The organism is Streptomyces sp. NPDC086519 (assembly GCF_040686075.1).
In the GTDB taxonomy this organism is placed as follows: Bacteria; Actinomycetota; Actinomycetes; order Streptomycetales; family Streptomycetaceae; genus Streptomyces; species Streptomyces shenzhenensis.
The window spans coordinates 1-1,305 of the sequence record NZ_JBFBJL010000172.1; the positions used below are offsets into that span (position 1 = coordinate 1).

Annotated in this window: 1 protein-coding gene and 1 pseudogene; one reads left to right on the forward strand and one right to left on the reverse strand. The window is 68.8% G+C overall.

Annotation, left to right across the window (positions count from 1 at the left end; translation table 11 throughout):
* The first annotated feature begins 183 nt into the window (after positions 1–183).
* Positions 184–576 carry a transposase gene (locus AB0P24_RS47885; protein WP_365805792.1) on the forward strand — a complete coding sequence of 131 codons (393 nt, stop codon included), beginning with the start codon at positions 184–186 and terminating at the stop codon, positions 574–576.
* Here AB0P24_RS47885 and AB0P24_RS47890 read toward each other — a convergent pair.
* A pseudogene (locus AB0P24_RS47890) lies at positions 515–1,019 on the reverse strand (hypothetical protein). The gene AB0P24_RS47885 and the pseudogene AB0P24_RS47890 sit on opposite strands and share 62 nt — an antisense overlap.
* Between the last annotated feature and the right edge of the window lie 286 nt (positions 1,020–1,305).

Below are 1,305 nucleotides of genomic sequence, written 5' to 3' on the forward strand. Positions count from 1 at the left end.
GCCGACGTCGCGGAAGAACGCCGCCGCTTCCGAACCACTCTGACTCATGGCCACCGACCCTACCGTCCTCCTACAGTCATTTCGTTAGGAGTTCTAAGCCGCTTTTCCTGTGATTCCGCGCTGTTCCCCGCCCTATCTGGTGCGCGTGCGGTGTGACGATCTTGACTCGATCTCGGACTCCTGCTGGCCGTGCTGGTCACGCCGGCCTCCACGACCGACCGCGACGCGGCCCGCATCCTTCTGCCCGCAGCAAGGAATCACTTCCGGCGGCTGGTGCGGGTCTGGGCCGACGGCGGTTACACCGGCCACCTCACCGACTGGACCGTCCAGCACCTCGGCGTCGTCCTCGACATCGTCCGCCGCAGCGATGAGGCCAGCGGCTTTGAGGTCCTGCCCCGTCGCTGGGTCGTCGAGAGATCCTTCGCCTGGCTCCTGCGCAGCCGACGCCTGGTCCGTGACTATGAACGGCGCACCGACACCAGCGAGACCGTCATCCTGTGGTCGATGACCATGCTCATGAGCCGCCGCCTGGCCGCCCAGCGCCGGCAGCGTCCTGCTCCGGCGCGGGCAGCATGAACCTGCCCGGCTTCTCCTCCACCAGCCAGCCCCGTTCCACCAGCCGTTTCAGCCGGGCCCTCGCTCCCTCGACCCGGGAAGCGGAGGCGCTGTCCCAGCCCAGCACCACCGCTGCCCGTCGGGCCACCCAGCCCATCGGCTCCCGCCTCCACGGCAGCGCCCATCAACGCCTGGTAATCCACCGACAGCACCTCCGTGTCGGCCGCGTCCTGGCGGTGAGGCACCGCCCGGCGCGGCCCCACCGGCTTCCTGGGCGACACGACGGCCACGGCGGGCGCATCCTTCTCGGCCAGCGCCTCCAGATACTGCTCCAGCCCGATCACCCGGCGCCTGAGCACCTCTTCCGCCTCAGCCAGGGCCGCACGCACTCGCTCCAGCTCGGCTTCGAGGTCCTCCACCCGCACCGCCGCGGCCTTCTGCCTCGCTTCCAGCACCGCCCGCATCGACGGCATCCGCCACCCCCACGACATCTCGGTCAGCAACGGACCGAGACTTCCGTGCCAGCCCCCATCTCACGCCTGACCAGTGGAAACCGCACATAAGGTTCGGAAAGAGAACGACCTCTAAAGCCGCGGAGCCGACCGCCCCAGCCACGACGTACCCCTTCTCTGGCATCAGATGGCTGAATGCTCTCCGCGCGGCACGGGCGCCGGCCGGGCTGGAGCGGGGCGGAGACAGACATCCGATGCGGTTGATCAGTCAAGCGGTGTTGGGGAAGGCGGTCTTCTC